This window comes from Aliirhizobium smilacinae (assembly GCF_006335145.1).
Taxonomy (GTDB): Bacteria; Pseudomonadota; Alphaproteobacteria; order Rhizobiales; family Rhizobiaceae; genus Neorhizobium; species Neorhizobium smilacinae.
The window spans coordinates 1,755,992-1,777,272 of record NZ_VDMN01000001.1 but is presented as its reverse complement, the minus strand read 5'-3'; the positions used below and the strand labels follow the sequence as shown (position 1 = coordinate 1,777,272).

The following is a 21,281-nucleotide window of genomic DNA, read 5'->3' as shown; positions in this document are numbered from 1 at the left end:
AGCCGGTTTTGCGTCCGGAATTGCGCTCAAACAAAAAGCTAGAGTAGTTTCGCGTTTCGAAGAAAGGCGGAGATACTCTAGCGGCCTAACGCAGCTCCCGCCGCAGGATCTTGCCGACATTGGATTTCGGCAACTGATCGCGAAACTCGATGATGCGAGGGCGTTTGTAGTTGGTCAGGTTTGCCGCGCAATGGGCCTTGAGATCGGCCTCGGTCAGATCCGGGTCCTTCTTCACCACGAAGAGTTTCACCGCCTCGCCGGAATTCGGGTCTGCAATGCCGACCGCTGCGCATTCCAGCACGCCGGGATGCATTGCCGCGACTTCCTCGACCTCGTTCGGATAGACGTTGAACCCGGAAACAAGGATCATGTCCTTCTTGCGGTCGACGATTTTGACGTAACCCTGTCGATCCATGTAGCCCATGTCGCCCGAGCGGAAAAAGCCATCGGCGGTCATCACCTTGGCTGTCTCGTCCGGCCGGTTCCAGTAACCCGCCATCACCTGCGGGCCGCGGATGCAGATTTCACCGACATTGCCGAGGTCGACATCATGGCCGTCGTCGTCGCGGATCGCGATTTCCGTCGACGAGACCGGCAGGCCGATCATGCCGGAGAATTCCTTCGCATCGAGCCGGTTGGCCGTCGCGACCGGGGACGTTTCGGAAAGCCCGTACCCTTCCGTGATCGGGCAACCGGTCATCGCCAGCCATCGTTCCGCGACCGGCCTCTGCACCGACATGCCACCGCCGAACACCAGAAGCAGCGAGGAGTGATCGAGTTTCTGGAAATCGGCATTGTTCATCAGTGCAGTGAACAGCGTATTGAGCCCCGGAAAGATATGAACCGGATTCTTCTGCAAATCCTTCACGAATGCAGGAATGTCGCGCGGATTTGCGATCAGCAGATTATGGCTGCCGGTCGCAACCCCCATCAGCGAATTCACCGTCAGCGCGAAGATATGATAGAGCGGCAGCGCACAGAGAAATTGCAGCTGTTCCGGGCGGGGCTTGTTGAGGAAGGCGGTTTCCAGCCACGTCCCCATCTGCTCCTTGTTGGCCAGAAGGTTGGCATGGGTGAGGATCGCTCCCTTGGATATGCCGGTCGTGCCGCCCGTATACTGCAGGAAGGCGACGTCATGAGGGCCAACGTCGACCGGCCTTGCCGCCGTCTTCGCGCCCTTAGTAAGCACCGCCTTGAAGCTCGAATGGCCGGGCAGCGACCATGCCGGTACCAGCTTCTTGACCTTCCGCACGACCAGATTGACGATATGCCCCTTCAGGCCCAACATGTCGCCCATCGTTGCGACGACAACATGCTTCACCGCAGTCGCCGGCAACACCTGCTGCGCGGTGCCTGCAAAATTCTCCAGCAGGAACAGCGCTTTCGCACCGGAATCCTTCAACTGGTATTCGAGTTCGCGTGGCGTGTAGAGCGGGTTGACGTTGACGACCACAAGGCCTGCACGAAGAATGCCGTAGACGATCACCGGGTTTTGCAGAACGTTGGGCAGCATGACCGCCACGCGGTCGCCCTTTTCGAGGCCTTTGGCTTGCAGCCATGCGGCGATCTTGCTGCTCTCGGCCTCAAGTTGGCGAAATGTCAGCGATTTTCCCATGCTGGTGAAAGCAGGACGGTCGCCATAACGGGCACAACTGTCTTCGAACAACTGCCCGAGCGACCGGTGAGCCAATGGCGCGATCTCTTCGGGCACCCCGGGTGGATACGACTGTATCCAGATCTTGCGCGGGTTCGTCGGGGCTCTCGCCACCTGTTCGTTCATGAGAGCATCCTCCATGCTCGTTGGCCTTACCTCAAGATATTGGAAAAGTCCTCCACTTCTCCAATACCTATATTAGGTCATTCACAGGAACCGGAAAAGACTGGTCCATTCTCGGACAGCTATCTGACTTTAACGTAAGCGTCAATTGTCGCAGGTGAGCAACGACCTGTGGAACGATTGTGAGGCACGGAAGTTCTATTCCCATCACGAGAAACGACTTGAAAGGAGTAACTCATGTTGCATCATGAACCCCGCGCTGGACAGGATCCTTACGTGAAAGACACGCCGTCGCTGATCGCCAGCGACAAGGTCGAAGGGACGGCAGTCTATGGCGCCGATGGCAAGCGGATTGGTTCGGTCGCCCGTATTCTGCTGGAAAAACGCGGTGGCCGTGTCGGTTACGCCGTATTGAGCTTCGGCGGGTTCCTCGGCATTGGCGACGACTATTATCCGCTGCCCTGGGAAAAGCTTCGCTATGACGAGGAGCTTGATGGTTACCGCATCGACCTGACCAAGGACCAGATCACTGGCGCTCCGAAATATCACGATCTCGATGACGACAGTTTTTATAAGGCCAATGACAGGAAGGTCTACGACTACTACGGCGTACCGCCCTACTGGATGTAGTCCGACAAGATAACACAGAGAGAGGCCCCAAGTGGGCCTCTTTTCGTTTGCTTAAGCCTATTCTGGCACGGTCCCGCCGTGGCGGTTTGGCCGGTGGGGATGGGTGTCATGGCGGAAAAGGCAGGCGGGGTTCGCGATCTGGAGCGGGAGGATCTGCCCTCGGTCGCTGAACTGTTCCAGAAGACGTTCCGCAATTCCCAGCCTGTCCGTCCCTCGATGATCCAGTATCTGCGCGAGGTGTTTTTCGACCACCCCTGGTATGACGAGGAAATTCGCTCCAAGGTTTTCATCGACAAGAGTGGCGGTGTGCAGGGTTTTATCGGCGTCTTTCCATCCCGCTTGGAGATAAACGGCCGTCCCATCCGCGCAGCCTATGCCGGCTCGATGATGGTCGATCGGCACGAACAGAACCCACTTGCGGGTGCGCGCCTGTTGCGTTCATTCCTTACCGGACCGCAGGATATTTCGCTGACGGAAACGGCCAATTCCCTGGCGCTCGGAATGTGGCAGAAGCTCGCTCTGCCACTGGATATCGCCTACAGCCTCAACTGGCTGCGTATTCTACGACCGACCGGGACCGCCATCCAGGTGGCAGAGCGTGGGTTGAAAGCCGCACGGTTCCTGCGTCCCGTGGCGTCGCTTTCCGATGGCGTGATCGAGCGCATGGGCGTCAAGAGTTTTCGCGCGCCGCCGATCCATGGCGCCGGACGGGTGAATTTCTGGGATGCATCGCGGGAAGAGTTTGCCGAGGCGGTGCTAAAGCTGTCCGAACTTTTCCCCCTGCGCCCGAAATGGGACCGCGCTTCGCTGGACTGGTTCATGGACCATGCGCAGGAAAAGCGCCAATTCGGCAAGCCCTCATGGCGTATTGCCGAATCCCGCAATGGTGAGCTGGTCGGCTGTTACGTCTATTACCATCGCCCCGGCGGCATCGGCTGGCTGCTGCAGGCCGTCTGTGCCCCGAACGTCGCCGGCGAGCTGGTGGATGACCTTTTTGCCCATGCCGATGCCTCGGGTTGCGTGGCCATTCGCGGCGCCGGCCATCCATGGCTGACGCCTGAACTCATCAGCCGCAAGACGCTGTTTTACGGCCGCGCTTTTTTCGTTGCCCATGCCAAGGACAAGAGCCTGCTTCAGCCGATCAGGTCGGGAGAGGCCCTGATCAGCGGTCTGGCGGGAGAAAACTGGATGCGCCTGATCGGCGACGATTTCGACTGAGTTCCTTTAGTCCAGCATCGTCGTCGGCTGGGCATGCAGGTAATCTGCCACTTTCCGCTTCGAGGCGATATTGCGCCATACGGCATCCACCTGATCCGGCGTCAACGCCGCGGCATCGGCGGTTTCCTCTCGGGAAATGCCGTTATCCAGCGCGTAGAGGCAGAGATCCATCCGGTCGTAAGGCAGCGAGAAATAATATTCGTCCTGCCCCTGTGGCAGAGACCAGGTGTCGGTCGTCGGCGGACGGCGGCGGATTTCTTCCGGCACGCCGAGCGCTTCCGCCAGCTGATAGACCTGGGTCTTGTAGAGATGCGCGATCGGCTTGAAATCGGCTGCGCCATCGCCGTTCTTGACGAAAAAGCCCTGGTCGTATTCCAGCCGGTTCGGCGTCCCGGCAACCGCAAAGTTCAAACGGTCGGCATGGTAATATTCGATCTGCTTGCGTGTCCGCTGCTTCATGTTGGCGGCGGCGATCATGCCGAGATAGACGTCGAGCGGCATGCGGTGGCGGCTCTGTTCTCCGGCCGGATTGGCGACCACCAGCCAGGAGATATTGTAGCCCCGGCCGGTCAATGCATTTTCCAGCACCACCTTGCAGCCCCAGCCGTCAGAAAATTCCGGCACGACCTGGCGGATGAAACCGTCGCGGCGCGCATAACAGCCCTGGGCGGCAAGCGACGGGCCGATATCTTCCAGCACGGTTTCGATGCCGACCGCTTCCGCCAGCGCCTTGCCGAGCCGCAAACTGTCCGGGTCGCTGTCATGTTCCGGCATGAACACGCCGGTCACTTTGGTCGTTCCGAGCGCGCGGGCGCAGAGCGCTGCCGTGACGCTGGAATCGATGCCGCCGGAAAGGCCGAGCACCGCACCGCGTTTGCGCAGGTCCTTCAGCACCGTTGCGCGCAGCCATTCGCAGATACGCCCGATCTCGGCTTCCGCGTCGAGCACGAGGCTGTGTGCGGAAAACGCGGCAGTCTTTTTCAGTGCGGCGGGGACGTTGGTCATGCAGCGTTTTCCTTGCTTTCGGGTCCGAGCGGTTCGGAAATTGATGGGTCAGCGGTCAGTCTGATCTTGCCGGTGCTCGTCTTCGGCAGCGCGTCGCGAAACTCCACGCTCTTCGGCATCATGTAGTCTTCGAGGTTGAGCGCGCAGTGGCGCAGGATCTCTTTTTCGGAGAGTTCGGCCGATGGCTCGAGCGCCACGTAGGCGCGGATCAACTGACCGAAGACCGCGTCGTCGACGCCCGCGACGGCCGCCTCGCGAATGCCGGGCAGGGCGTAAAGCACCCGCTCCACTTCCTGAGGGCTGACCTTTTCACCACGCGTCTTGATGATGTCGTCGCGCCGGCTGACGAAATAGAGAAAGCCGTCTTCGTCGGTCGTAAACAGGTCGCCCGTATAAAGCCGGCGGCCGCCGTCGACGGAAGTGACCTTGTTCACGCTTGCCGGATCGTCCTGCCAGTAACCCGTCATCACATGTGGGCCTTCGACCACCAGTTCGCCGGTCACGCCGGGCGGCACCGGATTGTCCGCCTCATCGATCACATAGGCGTGACCACCCGGAATGGCGCGGCCGACGGAAAGCGGCCGATGGTCCGCCTCGTCGGAAGGCAGGTAGCTCGCTCTTATACATTCCGTCTGGCCGTACATCAGGAAAAGCCGGGTTTCCGACAACAATTCGCGCAGGCGCTGCGTGGTGGAGGGTGGCATGGCGGCGGCAGCGCTGGTGATGTAGCGCAAATCGGGCAGAAAACTCGGCGCCAGATCCTGCATGCCGGCGATCAGTGCCGCCATGGCGGGAACGATCGGAAAGCCGGTCGCTCTCGTTTCCACCAGCCGGGCAAGCACCTTGCGCGGAAAGGCAAAACTCTTCTCCAGCACCAGAGTGCCGCCGACCATAACCATGGTCAGGATCTGCGTGATGCCGTAACCGAAGGAGATGGGCAGAACGCTCAGCACGATGTCGTCGTCTGTGTTTTCCAAATAGGTGATGATCGAGCCGCAGGCGGCAAGCAAGCTGGCATGGCTATGCATCACGCCCTTCGGCGTGCCGGTCGAGCCCGATGTGTGGATCAGAATAGCCAGCGCCTCACCGTCCGGCTGTCGCGGCAGCTCATTGGTGATGTCGCGAGCGACCATCGCCGCATAGGTCAGCCAGCCTTCGACGACATTCACCGGCGTCGTGCCGAACAAAATTTTGAGAGGAGCGCATTCCGCAGCGCTCGACGCGGCACCCACCACGCCGAAGAACCGGGCCTGCGTGAAGATCGCAAAAGGCGTCGTGCTGTCAATGATGGCGCGCAGCTTGTCCTGCTTGATCGTGGCATGCAGAGGGCAGGGCACGGCGCCCGCTTTCCACACAGCGAAAAACGCCACCACCGCCTCGGCAGAGTTTTCGGCGATCATCAGAACCCGGTCACCGGCACCGATCCCTCGCGCAATCAGACTGGCCGCCAGTCGATCCGACAGCCCGTCCAGTTCCACATAAGACAGATGGATCTCGCCGGCGATCAGTGCCGTTTTCGATCCGAAACGGCCGGCGCTCTGGCGAAGATGATCCTCGATACGCATGACCGGTCCGCCGGATCAGGCCGCCGTAGCCGGCAGCTTCGATGCCAGATAGCGGGTCATGTTGTTGATGCTGTCGAGGTTTTCCGGAACGATGTCTTCATCCGCGATGGAAATGCCGAAGGTCTGCTCCAGAAACGCGATGACTTCGAGCACGCCGGTGGAATCGATCACGCCGCTTTCCAAAAGAGACTGGTCGTCATCGAGTTCCGCATCGGCGCGGAACAGAAAGTTTTCCGCAATGAATTCCCGCACGGCGGCGCTGAGCTTCTCAGTCATCGAATAAACCTTCCCCAGAGGGCGGCCCATCCAGCGATTTCAACACGCGCGGCCACCATTACCCATGGTTTGACCTTGCCGCAAAGACCTGAATCTTTCGCTAAACCTGAATTACCACTTTGACACATTCCCGAAAACGCTCAGCTCTGGGTGTGATGGAATGCAAAAGCCGGCCACATCAGAGAGCGTTCGAAGGCGTGCCCTTCTGGAAATTCTCGATATGCTCGACGACCTGGGCCCAGAGATCCTGCATCGCCTCGTCGCTCGCCCAGGCGACATGCGGGGTGAGGATCACATTCGGCCGGTCGATCACGGTCAGCAGCGGATTGTCCGCGGCCGGCGGTTCCTTGGTCAGCACGTCGAACCCGGCGCCGCCGATCAGTCCCTCGTTCAGCGCCGTCACCAGATCCGCCTCGTTCACCAGTCCGCCGCGTGCGGTATTGATGATCAGCGGATGTTTTTTCATTTTGCGGAATTCGTCGATCCCGATCAGATCGCGCGTCTCCGGTTTCAGCGGCATGTGCAGGGTGATGATGTCCGCCTGCTCGAGCACCGTCTCGAATGGCGTATAACCCTCAGTCACCTCGCTTGCCCCCTTGCGTCCGGCAAACAGAACCGTCATGCCCAGCGCCTCGGCAATCCGGGCCACTGACTTGCCCAAGGTTCCGCCTCCGAAAATGCCGATCGTGGAATTGGCCAGATCGCGGATCGGGTGGGTGAAGAAGCAGAACTGGTTGGCGCGCTGCCATTCGCCGGCAATCACATCCTCACGGAAACCGACGATCGAGCGTCGAAGCGCGAAGATCAGCGCAAACGTATGCTCCGGCACGGTATTGACCGCATAACCGCGGATATTCGAAACCACGATGCCGCGCTGCTTGGCAAAGGCGAGATCGATAACGTCATAACCGGTCGCCGCCACCGTGATCATCTTCAGCTTCGGCGCAGCGGCAATCGATGCTTCGCGCACCGGCGCCTTGTTGGTGATGACGATATCGGCATCGCGGATCCGGGCTGCGACCTCGGCTTCCGGCGTCTTGCCGTATTCGACCCATTCATGGGGAAAGCTCGGGCGGGTGATCGTGACCGCCGGACCGATCGTGTCGCGATCGAGGAAAACAATCTTCAGCATACCGCCTCCCGAAAATTAGTTGCCGCTTGATTTCGAAACGCGGCTGTTTGAGGAATGTAGTCCTACAATATTCGGGCCGTCCTGAAAGCCCGAAGAGCAGCCAAGGGGATCAGGATAGGGGGAATTGCATGGGGGAAATTCTCGACCTCGATTGCGTCGTGATCGGTGGTGGCGTCGTGGGCCTGGCGATCGCCCGTCGGCTGGCGATTGCGGGCAGGGAGGTCATCGTCCTCGAAAGCGAGCCGCTGACCGGCAGCATCACCTCGTCGCGCAACAGCGAGGTCATCCATGCCGGCCTTTATTATGCGACAGGCAGCCGCAAGGCGGAACTCTGCGTCAAGGGCAGGGAGGCGCTTTACGCTTATTGCCGCGAACGCCACGTCCCGCACCGGCAATGCGGCAAGCTTGTTGTCGCCTCCAGTGCGGCCGAGGTCGCCTATCTGGAAAAACTGCTGAAACAGGCCGCAGCCAACGGGGTCGATGACTGTTACCTCATCGATGCTGCAGAACTTCACGCACTCGAGCCGCAGATCGAAGGCCATGCGGCGCTCGTCTCGCCCTCGACCGGCATCATCGACAGCCACGGACTGATGGATGCCTATATCGCCGATATCGAGGCGCATGGCGGCACGGTCGTCGTCAATTCCCCTGTGCTATCCGGCGAACTGACGGCGGAAGGTCTGTTACTCTCTGTCGGCGGCGGCGATCCCTTCGATGCGAAAGCCCGGCTCGTCATCAATTCGGCAGGCCTTGAGGCATGGTCCGTCTCCGAAAATCTGGCGGGGCTCGATGAGGCAAAAATCCCGCACCGTGCCTATGCCAAGGGCAACTATTTCGCCCTGTCCGGCAAGGCGCCCGCCACCCGTCTGATCTATCCGGTGCCGGAGCCGGGCGGTCTTGGTACCCACCTGACGCTCGATCTTGCCGGCCAGGCGCGCTTCGGACCGGATGTCGAATGGGTGGATGCACCGAATTATGACGTCGATCCGGCACGCTCGGAAAAGTTCTACGCCGCGATCCGCAAATACTGGCCGCATCTGAAGGACGCGTCTCTCCAGCCTGCCTATGCCGGTGTGCGGCCGAAGACCGTCGGGCCGGAAGGCGGCGGTGGCGGCGACTTCATCATCCAGGGGCCGCAGCTAACCGGCCATCAGGGTTACGTGGCGCTCTATGGCATCGAATCTCCAGGGCTTACCTCGTCGCTTGCAATTGCCGACGAGGTCTGGCGGCTGATCTCCGAATAAAGCGGTGGGTATATCGCGTCGCCCCATGGCGTCCCCAGCTCTGTCATGTGCCTGACATCTGTCCATGCTTGGCTCCTTCGCCAAGCCCGATGAGCCGCGCCGTATGAAGGCGATTCCCGACGCTGACATATCGAGGCCCAACGGAGACTGCTTGATGTCGCTTTTTCTTAGCCTCGCATCCGGCGTGCTGATCGCCGCAAACGGTATCAGCATCGGTGTCGCAATCCGGCGCCTCTCCCGCAACGGCCAGCCGGCACCTGAACTGTCGGAAAAACCGCCGGTCTCCGTCGTCATCCCCGCCTGCGGCATCGAAAATTTCACCAGCCTCACGCTGGAACGGGCGTTCGATCTCGATTGGCCGGATTACGAGCTGATCTTCTGCGTTGCCGATGCAAGGGACCCGGTCATCCCGTCTGTGAAGGACGTCATGGAGCGGCACCCCCAGGTTAAGGCAAGCCTTCTCGTTGGTGACGATCGCGTCAGCGCCAATCCGAAACTCAACAACTGCGTCAAGGGTTGGCGCGCCGCGGTCAACGACTGGGTCGTCTTGGCCGATTCCAACGTACTGATGCCGCGCGATTACATCGCCCATCTGATGGCGGCGCGGCGCGCCAATACCGGTCTCGTCTGCTCGACCCCACTCGGCTCGCGGCCGGAAGGTTTCTGGGCCGAGGTCGAATGCGCGTTCCTCAATTCCCAGCAGGCGCGCTGGCAATATGCCGGCGAGGCCGTCGGCCTTGGTTTCGCCCAGGGCAAAAGCATGTTGTGGTTCAAGCCGATGCTGGATGCCGAAGGCGGCATTGCCGCACTTGGTGCGGAGATCGCGGAGGATGCCGCCGCGACCAAGCTTGTGCGCCGCCTCGGCCGCAAGGTCCATCTCGTTTCCTCGCCCTTCGAACAGCCGCTCGGCCGGCGTGAACTCGCCCAGATCTGGTCGCGACAGGCTCGCTGGGCGCGCCTGCGAAGGGTCACGTTCCCGGCCTTCTTCGCGCCTGAGATTTTGCTCGGTTGCCTGCCGCCACTTTTGCTCGCGCTTGCTGCCGTGGCCTTACCGACCGGCGACACATCGTTTGTGGCAGCCGCCCTTGCTGTTCTTGCCGCTGTCTATCTTCCTGAACTCGCTTTGATCTGGACAAAGAACTGGCGGCTTTCCGTCTGGACCCTGCCGGCCATGCTGGTGCGGGATGTTCTGGCGCCGGCGATCTGGGTCAGAAGCTGGCTGAGCGGTTCGTTCGACTGGCGCGGCAACACGATGACGATCGGCACCGAGACGAGCGAACTGAGTTCTGCGTCAACGTCTCGTTGAAGCCGCGACCTTTCCATTTGGTCTCGAACCGCTCTATACCTCGGCGCAGTCCGTTGACGGCTCAAGGCAGGCGCGATGATCGGGAATATCGAAAAGAGGGTGCGGGCAGGACGAAACCTGCGGACCATGCGCATCCTGCTTGGCGCCGCCGCATTTGTAATTCCGCCACATGCTTCTTTGCGAAAGTTGTCAGCCCTCGTCTTCGAAGGCCGGATGCTGATCGAATACCATGCCAACCGCCCTGAGGCGGCAGAAAACCTCTTTGTCCTTTACATGCGGAAAAGACAGCTCACCTTCTGGGGCATATCCACCTATATCGCCAGAGTGGTGGAGCCCGGTCAAGCGCGACGTCTGACCGAAATCCTCGACGATCCACGACTATCTCCCGGCGCGGCCGCGCTGTTGCGCGCTGCATCCGTGCGTCAGCAAGAGGGTATGAACCGCCCCGCCGAGACGGACGACCCCGATCAGCTGCGTTACCATGAACGGTTGGCTGAAGACGGGCTGGCATTCATGCAGGCGGAGCCGGATTACCTCGACCTGACGCTGGCTCTATCGACTGCCCTTTCCGCCGAAGCATGTGATCGCGAAGATATTTTTGCCGGCGCCATCAGGCATCTGATCGCGCAACTCGGAGACATCGAAAAGGATAAAGCCCTGGCGCGGGAGCACATGGGCGATGTGGTGACCGCCAAGCTTAGCCTGTTCGACCTGGACGGTGCGCAGCACTTCCTTTCCTCGCCCGGCGTATCCGGGACGACGATGGCACAAAAACGAACCGTCGAACTCCGATCCATCGTAGATGAGACCGCGGGCTACCATCACGTGATCCGCCGTGCCCATGAAGACATTCTGGCTCGGGCCGCCGGTACACAAGCACCCGTCAATGCTCTGCCCGTCATCCTGTTGCCAGCCGCAGCTTTTCGCCGAAACAAGATTGATTATCCGGGCTTCCGCTCGGACATACGGTTCGTCCTCTCAGGCATCGTCAAGGCTCTCGACAAGCACGGAATATCCTATTCGGTCAGGAGCCGATTGCGGACCCATGGGGTGCTAAACCTGCCCACGCCTTTTTTTGCCTATCACACAGTTTCCGACACGGATTTCGGCCTTCATTTCAAGGAGACCGATAGGCCGTCCCTGTTCAGCTTCGATCGGCGTGGTTATGCGGGCTGGTCGAAAATTTCCGCTATGACCTTGTCCGAACTTCACTCTGCTGATGTGTCTCCGCAGGCCGCTCGCGACTTTTTCGAGCTGGAAAAGCAACGCGTCATCGGCGGCAATCTTTCGAAATACCGGCAGGCGGATGTCTCGGATGTCGAGGAACTGCCGGAAAAATTCATTTTCGTGGCGCTGCAGCTGATCGGCGATGCCGTCAGCCAACTGGCCTATCTCAACCTGTTCGAAATGTTGGACGAAGTCATCCACACCGCAGAGACCCAAGGCCTGTCGGTTGTCGTCAAGCGGCATCCTCTATGCACGACCCCGGAGGTCTCGCATTATCTTGGCGAACTTGTTTCCAAAAGCACCGTCCGCCAGGTCTATTCGAGCATCCACGCCATCATCCCCAAAGCAGAAGCGGTATGCGTCATCAATTCGGGCGTCGGTGCGGAAGCGCTGCTCCACGAAAGGCCGGTCTTTGTTTTTGGCCGTGCAGACTACATGGCAGGCTGTTTCGTCTGCAAAGAACCCGGCGACTTTTCAGCTCAGTTCGTTCCCGGCAAATCCAGACTGTCACCGGATGAACTGCGGACGTTCTGGTACCTGTTGCGGAACAGTTATGCCGTGGACCTGCGCGACAGGGATCGCGCAACGACCGAGATCGAAACACGGGTAATCGGCCACTTGAAGGCAATTCAGGCAGATGACCCAAACGTAAGCATCAAACACTGAAGCCCGCAACGAGCGTTCTCGGCGGCAAGTGCAGGAGCTGATAAAGGGAAGTGGAAAATGGTGCCGCTTGCAGGACTCGAACCTGCGACCCCATCATTACGAATGATGTGCTCTACCACCTGAGCTAAAGCGGCCCGGCAGCGGCGACGGGCGCCGATCTGCGAGTGATGCGCTGATACAGGCAACCAATTCCGATTTCAAGCCGGTTTTCGCGATCCTGTCATTTTTCCCCGAACGGAGCCCCGCCGGCTTGAAGGCCGAGCCTTTGTCGGGCCGCCAGATATTCTCCGTCCAGCCGATCGACCAGTTGAGCGACCGATGAGACTGTCTTGACTGCGCCCACGCCTTGGCCGGCGCCCCAGATTTCTTTCCAGGCTTTGGCGCCGGTTGTCGCCTTTTCGAAATCCATTTTCGACGGATCGGCCTCCGGCAATGCGTTCGGATCCATCCCCATCGCCGCGATCGAGCCTTTCAGATAATTGCCGTGAATGCCGGTGAAATAATTGGAATAAACAATGTCAGCTGCATTCGAATCCACGATCATCTGCTTGTAGCCGTCAGACGCGCGGGCCTCGTGTGTGGCGATGAAGGGCGAGCCGATATAGGCCATGTCGGCGCCCATAGCCTGTGCCGCGAGGATGCCACCGCCGGTGGCGATTGCGCCCGCCAGCAGCAGCGGCCCATCGAACCATTGGCGGATTTCCTGCACCAGCGCGAAGGGCGACACTGTGCCCGCATGGCCACCAGCACCGGTTGCGACCGCGATCAACCCGTCCGCTCCCTTGCGGATGGCGGAATTCGCATGCCGGTTGTTGATGATGTCATGCAGCACGATCCCGCCATAGGAATGCACGGCGGCGTTCACTTCCGTTACGGCGCCGAGCGATGAGATCACGATCGGCACCTTGTATTTCACGCACATCATCAGATCGTGTTCCAGCCGCTTGTTGGACGTGTGGACGATCTGGTTGACGGCAAACGGCGCCGATGGCCTGCCGGGATTGGCTGCGTCATGGGCCGCAAGCTCTTCCGTAATCTGCGCCAGCCACTCGTCCAGCTGGCTTTCAGGCCTCGCATTCAGGGCCGGAAAGGAGCCGATGATGCCTGCCTTGCATTGCGCCAGCGTCAGTTCCGGATGCGAGATGATGAAGAGCGGCGATGCCACGACCGGCAGCCGCAGCCTGTCCTTGAGGACCGCTGGAAGCATGAAGGAAACCTCCCGAATTACCTTTACGTAAGATGGTGTATCAGATGATTTTCACGGGGGGAAGTCGGCGTGATTTGGTCACGTGGCCTCGATGGACATGGATTTGCCACCATGTTTCGGCGGTCTCATCCCGGGATGAGTTGGGACGCCTTCTTGCAGTTCGGCGTCTTAGACGTTACCGAGAGGTTAAAACGCGGGTGGGATGAAAATCGCGCCCGAGAGTTGGAATGAACCGGAAGGACCGGCAGTGAGCGGCCTGGAAACAGCCATAAGAAATGCCTTGGATCGCGCCGAACGCGGCGATGGCCAGGTGCGCGCCCGGATCTATCAGTCCGCCCGTCAGGCGCTCGATGCCGGCCTGCGCAAGCAGGGCGTTACCGATAACCTCGTCATCATGCAGCAGCGAAAGCGCCTGGAAGACAAGATCGGCGAAATCGAAAACGAAGAGATCGATCGTCTGGCGCAATCGGCCCAGCCTGTTTTGGGGGCGGATGTCGATCCTTTCATCGAAGTTGATGCGCCCGTTCGCCAGGGCGCCTCGCCCTCCGCTCCCGACGTCGCGGTGCCTCTCGACGCTTCTCGTGCGTCGCCTGCTTACGCAACCGATACCGGCGCGCTGGGTGGGGTGACACGATCGGGATCTACGGCGAGCAGCCATCCCGAAGCGCCCTCGGTGGCTCCAAAAATCGCGCCGGCAGGTTATGGGGCGGAACCCGTTTCGACCGTAGTGCAGGAAGCTCCGGCTATCGAGGAGATCTCGCCGAACACCAAGGCTAAAGGACGAAAAGGTCGCAAGGGCAAGGCATCGCCTGATGCGCCTGCAGGCCGCGCGCGCCGCAAAAAACGAGGCTTTTTGTCCCACCTGATAACCTGGATCGTCACGCTTGGCGTGGTCGCGGTGGGCTGCTTCATCTTCTACCAGTCTGGCATGGTGCAGTCGATCGTCGATGAGGCGATGCGCAGCGCCAATCGCCCCGCAGCGTTTAACGCTTCTGGGCAGGGGCCGTCGGTGCTCTCGTCGCGTGGCGGCTTCTCGGAAGAATGGGCGGCGATCTTCGAACCGAAAGAGGGGGCCGTCTTCAGAGCAGGCTCTCAGGCCCAGGCCCAGATTGCGACTGGGACAGAAGGCCAAGCCCTCAGGATCAGTTCCGCCACGCCGAATGCCGCAGGAGATATCGCGATCGAAGTCCCTGTCGAGGTCCTGCGCGAACTGGCCGGCAAAAGCTCCACACTTGCCCTCACCATCCAGTCGGCGGTCAATCAGCAGTCACAGCTTTCGGTTCGCTGCGATTTCGGCAGTCTCGGCACGTGCTCACGCCATCGCTTTACCGCAACCCAGGAAAAGCTCGACGCACTCTTCAAAGTCAGTTTCGATCGCACGATGGCGCCCAACGCTCCCGGCCGCATTCTCGTCAACAGCGGTCTTCAGGGTACCGATCGCCCGGTCTTCATCTATTCCGTCCGCGCTCTGCCGGGTCAGTGACCCGGCAGCCCTGGTGGAAATTGCCCGCTACTTGAGAAACTTCGGTCCGAAACCGAGGATCTTGTCATCGATCTCGCCGATCGCGTCCTTGTCCTTGCCCTCATAATCGAGCGATAGCAGGATGTGGCGGATCGCATTCAACCGTGACCGTCGCTTGTCGTTGGCCCGCAGGATCGCCCAGGGCGCGTCCTTCGTATGGGTTTCCTCCAGCATTTTATTGCGCTTTTCGGTATACTGGTCCCATTTCGTCAGTGCAGCGACATCCATCGGCGAGAGCTTCCAGATCTTCAATGGATCGTGGCGTCGGTCGTGAAACCGCTTCAGCTGCATTTCCTGGCCGATATCGAGCCAGAACTTGAAGAAATGGACACCATCTTCCACCAGCAGCTTTTCAAAGCGCGGCGTCGCCCGCATGAAGCTGTCATATTGAGCGGGCGTGCAGAATCCCATCACGGGCTCGACCACGGCACGGTTGTACCAGGAACGGTCGTAGAGCACGATCTCGCCCTTGCTTGGAAAATGCGTCGCGTAGCGCTGGTAATACCATTGCCCGGCCTCGGTCTCCGTCGGTTTGGTCAAGGCGACGACACGCGCTGAGCGCGGATTGAGATAGGTCCGGATGGAAAAGATCGTTCCACCCTTGCCGGCCGCGTCCCGGCCCTCGAACAGTGCCACCATCCGCTTTCCGGTCGCCTGCATCCAGAACTGCATCTTCACCAGCTCGATCTGCAGCTTCTCCAGCTGCTTCTCGTATTTGTCCCGGTTCAACTTGTCGTCGTAAGGATAGTCTCCAGAGGAAAGCGCTCGTTCGTCGATCCAGCCCGGCAGAGTTGGGTCGTCGATGTCGAACCGGCGCTTTTTTCCCCCGATCGTCAGGTCGACCGTCCTGCTTTCGCCTGTTGACATGCTTGCTCTCCTCTTTGCCTGTGGCATCTATGGTGGCGGCGCGATACGCCTCGGCGCCACGCTATCTGAAAGGTGGCATTCCAACATAGGTTTTCCATAGGCTTTGATGCACAAGTGTCATGGAAGACTTATATGAACGCAAGTTTATCAGACAAATACCGGGAATCTGGCCCGGACTTCAGTTGAGGATGTCATGGCGTCGAGTGCAGGGCAGGCAGGCGGAGGTCTCATCGCTGCGGTGAGAAGGGAATGGCTTCTCCTGTTCCTGTTGACGGTCGTTGCAGTCGCGGCTGTTGCTGCGGGCCTGTCGTGGTACGTGGTCGCAGGTGCCTGGCTGATCCTGGTGGCCATCGTCGCGGCACGTCGCCCGGTCGTTGTTTCCGTTCCGGAGCCTGATGAGACCGAGGAAGACGAGTTCTCCCGGGATCCGTTACCAGGGATAGCAGCCACGCTCTCGGCCCTCGATATCCCGGTTCTGTTGTTGAATGCCGAAGCGGTCGTTCGATGGGAAAACAAGGCTGCTGAAAGGGCGCTTGGCCTGCTGCCGATCGGCTCGCACCTTTCCGCGCGTCTGCGCTCGCCGGGTATTCTCGACATGGTCAACGAGACGATCGCGACGGGAGAACCCAATCAGATCGAACATTCCGAGCGTCTCCCGTCTGAGCGCGTCTACCTGTTGCGGATCGCGCCTATCGAGCCCGTGGACGCGGGCGAAGAGCTTTTCCTGCTGTCGTTCAGGGATATTTCCGAGCTTCGCCGTCTCGATCGCATGCGGTCCGATTTCGTCGCCAATGCCAGCCACGAGCTACGCACGCCGCTTGCCTCGCTGCGCGGTTTCATCGAAACCATGCAGGGCCCGGCACGTTCCGATGATGCGGCGAAGGAGCGTTTCCTCGGCATCATGCTGGATCAGGCGACCCGGATGAGCCGCCTCGTCGATGATCTTCTCTCGCTGTCCAGGCTCGAACTGAAATCCCATATCGCGCCGGATCAATCCGTCGATCTGCGCCCGGTTATCGGTCATGTCCGTGATGCGCTGCTGCCGCTCGCCGAGGAACTCGGAGTCGAAATCCGCCTGTATCTGCCGGATGAGAAGGTCGAGGTTCTGGGCGATCGCGACGAACTGGTGGAGGTTGTCGAGAACCTGATCGAGAACGCCTGCAAATATGGTCAGGAGGGCAAGTTCGTCGATGTCTTCCTGCGCAACGAGCCATCGCAACCTGTCGAGGTCAGTGTCGTTGACCGCGGCCCGGGCATCCCTGCAGAGCATGTGCCGCGACTTACCGAGCGTTTTTATCGGGTCAGCGTGGCCGACAGCCGATCAAAGAAAGGCACCGGACTAGGCCTTGCGATCGTCAAGCATATCCTCACCAGGCACCGCGCGCGGCTGATTGTGAAGTCGGAACTTGGCAAGGGATCCGAGTTTACCGTGCGGTTCTGACATAAATCTGATGCATTGCACTGGTGTGCAGCATTTTTATTATTTGAAATCAAATACTTAATTTGTCACAAATGTTTCATCGAAGTGACATAAAAGCTGAGGTCAAGGACCGCTAATAGGAGCGGGCCAGAAGCCGGCAGGTGCGAAAGCCGGCGACAGACGCTTTCACAAAACCCATCATGGGAGAATATCGATGAACATGTTGAAACTTTCTGCAGCTGCCCTCGTGGCCTCTGTCGCATTCGCCGGCGTTGCCGCTGCGCGCGACCAGGTTCAGGTTGCCGGCTCGTCCACCGTTCTGCCGTACGCCAAGATCGTTGCTGAAACTTTTGCCGAGACCTTCCCGAACTTCAAGGCTCCGGTTGTTGAATCCGGCGGCACAGGCGGTGGTCTGAAGGCTTTCTGCTCGGGCGTTGGTGAAGGCACGATCGACGTTGCCAACGCTTCGCGTCCGATCAACAAGAGCGAAGCCGAGGCCTGCAAGGCCGCTGGCGTCAACGACGTTCAGGAAATCCGCATCGGTTACGACGGCATCGTATTTGCTGCCGATAGCTCCAACGGCGACATGAAGATCGAGCCGAAGGATCTCTACAAGGCTCTCGCCGCTGAAGTTGTTGTTGACGGCAAGCTCGTCGCCAACCCTTACAAGAACTGGTCGGACATCAACGCTACCCTGCCTAAGGGCCCGATCGCTGCCTACATCCCGGGCTCCAAGCACGGCACCCGCGAAGTCTTCGAAGAGAAGATCATGGCTGAAGGCTGCAAGGAAGCCGGCGCAACTGACGCCATCAAGGCTCTCATCACCGATGCCAAGCAGGCTGCTGCCAAGTGCGTTGCAGTCCGTAAGGACGGCGTTGCTGTAGACATCGACGGCGATTACACCGAAACGCTCGCTCGTATCGCTGCCAACAAGACCGGCCTCGGCGTTTTCGGCCTGGCTTTCTATGAGAACAACAAGGACAAGCTGAAGGTTGCAACCGTTTCGAACGTCGTCGCTTCGACCGAAACGATCTCCTCCGGCAAGTACCCGGTTTCCCGCCCGCTCTTCTTCTACGTCAAGAAGGCTCACCTGGGCGTCATCCCGGGCCTGAAGGAATACGTCGAGTTCTTCATCTCTGACGATATGGTTGGCCCGGAAAGCCCGCTCGCCGAATACGGCCTCGTTGCCGCTCCGGACGATCAGCGCGAACAGGTCCGTAAGGACTTCGCCGCCGGCAAGACCATGTAATTAACGATCCGGCGCCGCTTTTGGGCGGCGCCGGTCTCTTTTCGGCTTTGTGTCGGCGCCTCGCAAGGCGACCCTGAATTGACTTGGGTATTTGCAACTAATTCGGTTCCGGTGATGGGAATTGTGCGGTAGTGGCTGCCGCCGATGGCGGTAGGCCGGGGGATTCTAATGAGCACACCACTGATCTTGTTGATTTTGGCGATCATTGCGGTCGTCTGTTATGTCGTCGGGACTCGACATGCGCTGGCAATTGCCGGCGGCTTGTCCTCCAAGCTACATTCCCGCCCTGGCTATTATGGCGCGTTCGTCGCAATTTGCGCGGTGCTGCCAGCGGCGGTCGTTCTCGCCGCTTGGCTGATTGCCAGCCCTTTTTATATCAACTCCACTGTCCGCGGCGGCTTTCCCGAGGACGTGAAAGCCCGGTCGGTGGCGGAGCAGGGGCTTGCCTTCGGCATGGTCTCATCGCTCGCTCGCGGCATGGATGTCCTGACGCTTGAAGAGATCGACAGAGTCGGCAGCAATCCTGCCGAACTTCGCAATACGCTCGGTACCAAGGGCGTCGCGCTTGCCGGTGATCCCGAGCCGTACATGGTCGCATCCGCCGGCGATCTCAATGCGATGAACAAGATCAGCAACCGTGTCATGACGGCTGTTGTCCTGATTGTGGCTCTGATCGGTGCCGGTCTTTCCTACAACCGCATCTCGCATCGCTTCCGCGCTCGCAACAGGGTCGAACGTGTCATCCTTGGCGCGCTGGTTGTCGCTTCGTCGATCGCGATTATCACGACCGTCGGCATCGTCATGTCGATGTTGACGGAAGCCGGCCACTTCTTCGGCCGCGTTCCGGCCTGGGAATTCTTCTTCGGCACGGTCTGGGATCCGCGTTTTGCTGCAGCCGGTACCACGGCGTCGGAAGGCCAGTTCGGTCTTATCCCGCTGCTTCTAGGAACGCTCTACATCGGCCTCGTCGCCATGCTCGTCGCTGTTCCGGTCGGCCTGTTCTCGGCGATCTACATGTCGGAATACGCGTCGCCGAGGCTTCGGTCGGTCGCCAAGCCGCTGCTCGAAGTGCTCGCCGGCATTCCGACCATCGTCTACGGCTTCTTCGCGCTGACCACGGTCGGTCCGTTCCTGCGTGACCTGTCGGCCGATATCAACGGCATCGTCACCGGCAATGCCATGAACTTCATCCAGGCGCAGAGCGTTCTGACGGCCGGTTTCGTCATGGGTATCATGCTGATCCCCTACGTTTCCTCGCTGTCCGACGACATCATCACTGCCGTGCCCCGTGCACTGCGTGACGGTTCGCTCGGTCTCGGCGCGACCAAGTCGGAAACCATCAAGAAGGTCGTCATGCCGGCAGCTCTGCCGGGTGTCGTCGGCGCTCTGCTGATGACCGCCTCACGCGCCATCGGTGAAACCATGATCGTGGTTCTTGCCGCCGGTGTTGCCGCCCGCATGCAGCTCAATCCCTTCGAGCCGATGACCACGGTGACCGTCAAGATCGTCAGCCAGCTGACGGGCGACCTTGAATTTACCTCGCCGCAGACGCTCGTCGCCTTCGCGCTTGGTATCACGCTCTTCGTGATCACGCTTTGCCTCAATATCTACGCGCTCTTCATTGTGCGCAAATACCGGGAGCAGTACGAATGACCGACGTGGTTTCTTCCCCCGCCGGCGTCCTGGCGAAGCCCGCCCGTCGCGATATCGGCATCAAGCGCCGCTACGCTGCAGAACGCCGCTTCCGCGCCTATGGCATTGCCGCCCTGTCTTTCGGGCTTCTGTTTCTGGCGCTGCTTCTGTGGTCGGTCGTTTCCAAGGGTTACACCGCCTTCCAGCAGACGATGATCACCGTTCCTGTCGAGTTTTCCGAACAGATCATCGACAAGGACAATGAGCGCGCCACCGATCCGCAGAAGCTGTTGACGGCGAACTATCCGCTCATTGCCCGCAATGCCGTTGCCAAGGCGCTCGGTGTTGCCGAAGGCGACCGCGCAGGTCTTCGCGCAGTCAACCAGATGATCTCGGATGCCGTTCGTGGTCAGCTGCGTGACATGGTTGTCGCCAATCCGCAGATCGTCGGCACCACACAGACAGTCTCCTTGCTTGCAGCCGGTGATGTCGACAGTGCCTTCAAGGGACAGATCGACCTCACGGTCACGGAAAACAACCGCAAGGTTTCCGACCAGCAGGTCGGCTGGATGAACCAGCTTGCCGAAGCCGGCGCGCTGGGCAAGCATTTCAACACCGGCATTTTCGTCAACGGTAATTCCAGCCGTCCGGAAGCCGCCGGCGTCGGCGTGGCCCTGATCGGTTCATTCTACATGATGCTGATCGTCTTGGTCCTTGCGTTGCCGATCGGTGTTGCCGCCTCGATCTACCTCGAGGAATTTGCACCGAAGAACAAGTTCACCGATCTGATCGAAGTCAACATCAACAACCTCGCAGCGGTACCGTCGATCGTGTATGGTCTGCTGGGTCTGGCGGTCTTCATCAACTTCATGGGCCTGCCGCGTTCTGCATCCCTGGTCGGTGGTCTCGTCCTGACGTTGATGACCCTGCCGACGATCATCATCGCCACCCGCGCAGCTCTGAAGGCGGTCCCGCCCTCGATCCGCGCGGCGGCTCTCGGCCTTGGCGCCTCGAAGATGCAGACCATCTTCCATCACGTCCTGCCGCTTGCCATGCCGGGCATCCTGACCGGCACGATCATCGGCCTGGCGCATGCGCTCGGCGAAACCGCGCCGTTGCTTTTGATCGGCATGGTCGCTTTCGTCGCCAACTATCCGACGACCCCGATGGATCCGTCGACGGCTCTGCCGGTGCAGATCTACATGTGGGCAAACGAGGCGGAACGCGCCTTCGTCGAAAGAACCTCGGGAGCGATCATCATCCTGCTCCTTTTCCTCATTGTCATGAACGTAGGCGCAATTCTGTTGCGGCGGCGTTTCGAACGCCGGTGGTAGGAGA

The 21,281-nt window shown here is 59.9% G+C and carries 17 protein-coding genes and 1 tRNA gene; 10 read left to right on the top strand and 8 right to left on the bottom strand.

The features are described from left to right. Positions 1–85: 85 nt before the first annotated feature. Positions 86–1,780 (bottom strand): long-chain-fatty-acid--CoA ligase, encoded by a 1,695-nt coding sequence (locus tag FHP24_RS08640; RefSeq protein ID WP_139675515.1) that lies wholly within the window; start codon positions 1,778–1,780, stop codon positions 86–88. A 234-nt stretch (positions 1,781–2,014) separates the two neighbouring features. Between FHP24_RS08640 and FHP24_RS08635 the strand changes: the two genes are divergently transcribed. Both FHP24_RS08635 and FHP24_RS08630 read left to right on the top strand, forming a co-directional pair. Continuing rightward, positions 2,015–2,407, top strand: coding sequence for a PRC-barrel domain-containing protein (locus FHP24_RS08635; RefSeq protein WP_139675513.1), 393 nt, complete (start codon positions 2,015–2,017; stop codon positions 2,405–2,407). Between the two features lie 108 nt (positions 2,408–2,515). Then, positions 2,516–3,625: a hypothetical protein gene (locus FHP24_RS08630; RefSeq protein ID WP_139675511.1), complete on the top strand. Its 1,110-nt coding sequence runs from the start codon at positions 2,516–2,518 to the stop codon at positions 3,623–3,625. Positions 3,626–3,631: 6 nt separating this feature from the next. Here FHP24_RS08630 and nadE read toward each other — a convergent pair whose 3' ends face one another. The 4 genes from nadE to FHP24_RS08610 form a co-directional block, all read right to left on the bottom strand. After that, positions 3,632–4,630 carry an NAD(+) synthase gene (nadE, locus tag FHP24_RS08625; protein ID WP_139675509.1) on the bottom strand — a complete coding sequence of 333 codons (999 nt, stop codon included), beginning with the start codon at positions 4,628–4,630 and terminating at the stop codon, positions 3,632–3,634. After that, positions 4,627–6,195 carry a class I adenylate-forming enzyme family protein gene (locus tag FHP24_RS08620; protein WP_139675507.1) on the bottom strand — a complete coding sequence of 523 codons (1,569 nt, stop codon included), beginning with the start codon at positions 6,193–6,195 and terminating at the stop codon, positions 4,627–4,629. Before FHP24_RS08620 ends, nadE begins: the two co-directional genes overlap by 4 nt. 15 nt (positions 6,196–6,210) lie before the next feature. Beyond that, positions 6,211–6,471: an acyl carrier protein gene (locus tag FHP24_RS08615; RefSeq protein WP_139675505.1), complete on the bottom strand. Its 261-nt coding sequence runs from the start codon at positions 6,469–6,471 to the stop codon at positions 6,211–6,213. Between the two features lie 178 nt (positions 6,472–6,649). Continuing rightward, positions 6,650–7,603, bottom strand: a complete 954-nt coding sequence (locus FHP24_RS08610; RefSeq protein ID WP_180355933.1) for a D-2-hydroxyacid dehydrogenase — start codon at positions 7,601–7,603, stop codon at positions 6,650–6,652. Positions 7,604–7,731: 128 nt separating this feature from the next. Here FHP24_RS08610 and FHP24_RS08605 point away from each other — a divergent pair, with 128 nt between their 5' ends. The 3 genes from FHP24_RS08605 to FHP24_RS08595 all read left to right on the top strand — a co-directional run bounded on the left by FHP24_RS08605 (position 7,732) and on the right by FHP24_RS08595 (position 12,046). Beyond that, a complete protein-coding gene (locus FHP24_RS08605) occupies positions 7,732–8,847 on the top strand; it encodes an NAD(P)/FAD-dependent oxidoreductase (protein ID WP_139675503.1) in 1,116 nt (371 codons plus the stop codon). 154 nt (positions 8,848–9,001) lie between these two features. Further along, positions 9,002–10,153 carry a ceramide glucosyltransferase gene (locus FHP24_RS08600; RefSeq protein ID WP_139675501.1) on the top strand — a complete coding sequence of 384 codons (1,152 nt, stop codon included), beginning with the start codon at positions 9,002–9,004 and terminating at the stop codon, positions 10,151–10,153. A 75-nt stretch (positions 10,154–10,228) separates the two neighbouring features. Beyond that, the gene (locus tag FHP24_RS08595; RefSeq protein WP_139675499.1) at positions 10,229–12,046 is read left to right on the top strand and encodes a capsular polysaccharide export protein, LipB/KpsS family; all 1,818 of its coding nucleotides are present in this window, start codon (positions 10,229–10,231) and stop codon (positions 12,044–12,046) included. A 58-nt stretch (positions 12,047–12,104) separates the two neighbouring features. On the opposite strand, the gene FHP24_RS08590 is transcribed toward FHP24_RS08595, so the two are convergent. Next, positions 12,105–12,180 (bottom strand) — tRNA-Thr (locus FHP24_RS08590). 86 nt (positions 12,181–12,266) lie between these two features. Further along, a complete protein-coding gene (locus FHP24_RS08585; protein WP_139675497.1) occupies positions 12,267–13,253 on the bottom strand; it encodes an NAD(P)H-dependent flavin oxidoreductase in 987 nt (328 codons plus the stop codon). A gap of 280 nt (positions 13,254–13,533) precedes the next feature. Between FHP24_RS08585 and FHP24_RS08580 the strand changes: the two genes are divergently transcribed. After that, on the top strand, positions 13,534–14,736 hold the full coding sequence (locus tag FHP24_RS08580; protein WP_139675495.1) for a hypothetical protein: 1,203 nt from the start codon (positions 13,534–13,536) through the stop codon (positions 14,734–14,736). Between the two features lie 27 nt (positions 14,737–14,763). Here the strand turns inward: FHP24_RS08580 and ppk2 are convergent, their stop codons facing one another. Next, positions 14,764–15,642 carry a polyphosphate kinase 2 gene (ppk2, locus tag FHP24_RS08575; RefSeq protein WP_139675493.1) on the bottom strand — a complete coding sequence of 293 codons (879 nt, stop codon included), beginning with the start codon at positions 15,640–15,642 and terminating at the stop codon, positions 14,764–14,766. A 229-nt stretch (positions 15,643–15,871) separates the two neighbouring features. On the opposite strand from ppk2, the gene phoR reads away from it, so the two are divergent. From phoR to pstA, 4 genes are all read left to right on the top strand, one after another. After that, on the top strand, positions 15,872–17,083 hold the full coding sequence (phoR, locus tag FHP24_RS08570; RefSeq protein WP_139676193.1) for a phosphate regulon sensor histidine kinase PhoR: 1,212 nt from the start codon (positions 15,872–15,874) through the stop codon (positions 17,081–17,083). A 193-nt stretch (positions 17,084–17,276) separates the two neighbouring features. Next, the gene (locus FHP24_RS08565; protein WP_139675491.1) at positions 17,277–18,311 is read left to right on the top strand and encodes a substrate-binding domain-containing protein; all 1,035 of its coding nucleotides are present in this window, start codon (positions 17,277–17,279) and stop codon (positions 18,309–18,311) included. Between the two features lie 168 nt (positions 18,312–18,479). Then, the gene (gene pstC / locus FHP24_RS08560; protein ID WP_139675489.1) at positions 18,480–19,964 is read left to right on the top strand and encodes a phosphate ABC transporter permease subunit PstC; all 1,485 of its coding nucleotides are present in this window, start codon (positions 18,480–18,482) and stop codon (positions 19,962–19,964) included. After that, positions 19,961–21,277: a phosphate ABC transporter permease PstA gene (gene pstA / locus FHP24_RS08555; RefSeq protein ID WP_139675487.1), complete on the top strand. Its 1,317-nt coding sequence runs from the start codon at positions 19,961–19,963 to the stop codon at positions 21,275–21,277. Before pstC ends, pstA begins: the two co-directional genes overlap by 4 nt. Positions 21,278–21,281 lie beyond the last annotated feature (4 nt).

What these genes read in the sequence shown, in the direction of transcription:
- FHP24_RS08640 (WP_139675515.1), bottom strand. Translation starts at nt 1,780, where the DNA reads ATGAACGAACAGGTGGCGAGAGCCCCGACGAACCCGCGCAAGATCTGG.
- FHP24_RS08635 (WP_139675513.1), top strand. Translation starts at nt 2,015, where the DNA reads ATGTTGCATCATGAACCCCGCGCTGGACAGGATCCTTACGTGAAAGAC.
- FHP24_RS08630 (WP_139675511.1), top strand. Translation starts at nt 2,516, where the DNA reads ATGGCGGAAAAGGCAGGCGGGGTTCGCGATCTGGAGCGGGAGGATCTG.
- nadE (WP_139675509.1), bottom strand. Translation starts at nt 4,630, where the DNA reads ATGACCAACGTCCCCGCCGCACTGAAAAAGACTGCCGCGTTTTCCGCA.
- FHP24_RS08620 (WP_139675507.1), bottom strand. Translation starts at nt 6,195, where the DNA reads ATGCGTATCGAGGATCATCTTCGCCAGAGCGCCGGCCGTTTCGGATCG.
- FHP24_RS08615 (WP_139675505.1), bottom strand. Translation starts at nt 6,471, where the DNA reads ATGACTGAGAAGCTCAGCGCCGCCGTGCGGGAATTCATTGCGGAAAAC.
- FHP24_RS08610 (WP_180355933.1), bottom strand. Translation starts at nt 7,603, where the DNA reads ATGCTGAAGATTGTTTTCCTCGATCGCGACACGATCGGTCCGGCGGTC.
- FHP24_RS08605 (WP_139675503.1), top strand. Translation starts at nt 7,732, where the DNA reads ATGGGGGAAATTCTCGACCTCGATTGCGTCGTGATCGGTGGTGGCGTC.
- FHP24_RS08600 (WP_139675501.1), top strand. Translation starts at nt 9,002, where the DNA reads ATGTCGCTTTTTCTTAGCCTCGCATCCGGCGTGCTGATCGCCGCAAAC.
- FHP24_RS08595 (WP_139675499.1), top strand. Translation starts at nt 10,229, where the DNA reads ATGATCGGGAATATCGAAAAGAGGGTGCGGGCAGGACGAAACCTGCGG.
- FHP24_RS08585 (WP_139675497.1), bottom strand. Translation starts at nt 13,253, where the DNA reads ATGCTTCCAGCGGTCCTCAAGGACAGGCTGCGGCTGCCGGTCGTGGCA.
- ppk2 (WP_139675493.1), bottom strand. Translation starts at nt 15,642, where the DNA reads ATGTCAACAGGCGAAAGCAGGACGGTCGACCTGACGATCGGGGGAAAA.
- FHP24_RS08565 (WP_139675491.1), top strand. Translation starts at nt 17,277, where the DNA reads ATGAACATGTTGAAACTTTCTGCAGCTGCCCTCGTGGCCTCTGTCGCA.
- pstC (WP_139675489.1), top strand. Translation starts at nt 18,480, where the DNA reads ATGAGCACACCACTGATCTTGTTGATTTTGGCGATCATTGCGGTCGTC.
- pstA (WP_139675487.1), top strand. Translation starts at nt 19,961, where the DNA reads ATGACCGACGTGGTTTCTTCCCCCGCCGGCGTCCTGGCGAAGCCCGCC.